Here is a 1,853-nt window from a genome sequence, read left to right as displayed (position 1 = left end):
GGGGCTGTCGCATTAATATTTTATTAGTGCGATAGCCCTTATTTTTTTGAAAAAATATAATAAAAAATCACCTTCTAATGTATAATATAAGCAACCAACAAATATAATAGAAGAAGGTGATTTTTATGAATTATAAAACTTGTATTAATTATAACATATTAAAAGAAAATTATCAATTAAAGCTGCCGCTTGAATTAGATTATTTGATTCCTGTAGATGATTCTGTAAGAACTGTCAGCAGGGTTATCGATTCTATTGATCTTTATGAGTTGGAAAAGACATACTCCAGAAAGAGCTCTATTCCAGTTTCTACGATGCTAAAGATAGTAATTTATGCAAGTATGAATAGAATATATTCATCAAGAGATATAGAAAAAGCATGTAAAAGAGATATAAATTTTATGTATCTATTAGGCGGAGCCTCTGTACCAGATCACTCTACGATAGCAAGATTCAGAACAAACCACTTTTCTATTGTTTCAAAAGAAATTATGAATAAGATAAATTGTATTTTGTTAGATGTTGGAGAAATAAATGGTGAAACATTGTATATCGATGGAACTAAAATAGAATCGGCAGCAAATAGATATACATTCGTATGGAAAAAAACAGTCAACAAGAATTTCAAAAAGCTTATGGATAAGATTTCAGATTTTGTAAAGAAATGTGAGGAATTATTCGAAATAAAGGTTGTTTACAATAATGAAATAAAAATTAAACATCTAAAAAAATTATTTAAAAGATTGAAAAAATTGTCGATAGATAAAGAAATAGAGTTTGTTCATGGTAAAGGAAGAAGAAAAACACAGATTCAAAAATGTATAGAAACTCTATCATCGTATATTGATAGACTTAAAACCTACAATAAACATTTGATGAAACTTGGTAATAGAAACAGTTATTCCAAAACAGATAATGATGCAACCTTTATGAGGATGAAAGAAGATCATATGAAGAATGGTCAGTTAAAACCAGCATATAATTTAGAAATTGCAGTTGATTCAGCATACATAACGTGGGTTGAAATATTTTCAAATCCTACGGATGTGGGTACGTTAATACCTTTTCTGGATAGTCTTGATAGTAACACAACCTTTAAGTATAAAAATATAGTCGCTGACGCAGGATATGAGAGTGAAGAAAATTATCTTTATTTAAAGAAGAAAGGCAAAATATCATATATAAAAACATCAAATTATGAAATAAGAAAAACTAGAAAGTATAAAAATGATCCAGGGCTTGCAGAAAATATGATATATGTTCCGGAGGATGACTATTATATCTGTAAAGACGGAAGAAAGCTAACATTTGAAAAAGAATATAAGAGAAAGGCGTCTTTTGATTATTATAAAAATATATCTGTATATTCATGTAATGACTGTTCTCATTGTGAATATAAGCGTAGCTGTATAAGATATTTTAAATCAGATATAAACTTTGATGATAGAATAAAAAGACTTCATATATCCAAAACTTTTACATCAGAGAGAGCTGAAAACATAGAGAGAATAACATCTGAAAAAGGTATTGAATTAAGAATAAATAGAAGTATTCAGGTTGAAGGAGCATTCGCTCAAATAAAAAATAATATGGGATTTAGGAGATTTCTATCAAAAGGAAAAAACAATGTATTATCAGAATGTATAATAGTGGCGTTAGCCCATAATATAAATAAACTTCATAGAAAAATAGCAAACTTATAGGTTGTATTTATATAAAACACCATATAAGTTTTATTTGCATGCCTAAATTTAATAGGGATGCTTTTTTTATATATTTACAACCACTATTTACTGATAACAAGAAAAAATGCTGTCGCAAAACGTTATAAAAAACGTTAATGCGACAGCACC

At 27.9% G+C, this 1,853-nt stretch carries 1 protein-coding gene; it reads left to right on the top strand.

Annotation, left to right across the window (positions count from 1 at the left end; all coding sequences use genetic code 11):
* Window positions 1-125 precede the first annotated feature (125 nt).
* Window positions 126-1,703, top strand: a complete 1,578-nt coding sequence (locus EXD82_RS10145; protein WP_142536781.1) for an IS1182 family transposase — start codon at window positions 126-128, stop codon at window positions 1,701-1,703.
* The last annotated feature ends 150 nt before the right edge of the window (window positions 1,704-1,853 follow it).

It is taken from the genome of Peptacetobacter hominis (assembly GCF_006861675.1).
GTDB classification, from domain to species: domain Bacteria; phylum Bacillota; class Clostridia; order Peptostreptococcales; family Peptostreptococcaceae; genus Peptacetobacter; species Peptacetobacter hominis.
This window is presented reverse-complemented; position numbering and strand designations above follow the sequence as displayed.

Coding starts and splice junctions, on each gene's coding strand:
- EXD82_RS10145 (WP_142536781.1), top strand. CDS start 126: ATGAATTATAAAACTTGTATTAATTATAACATATTAAAAGAAAATTAT.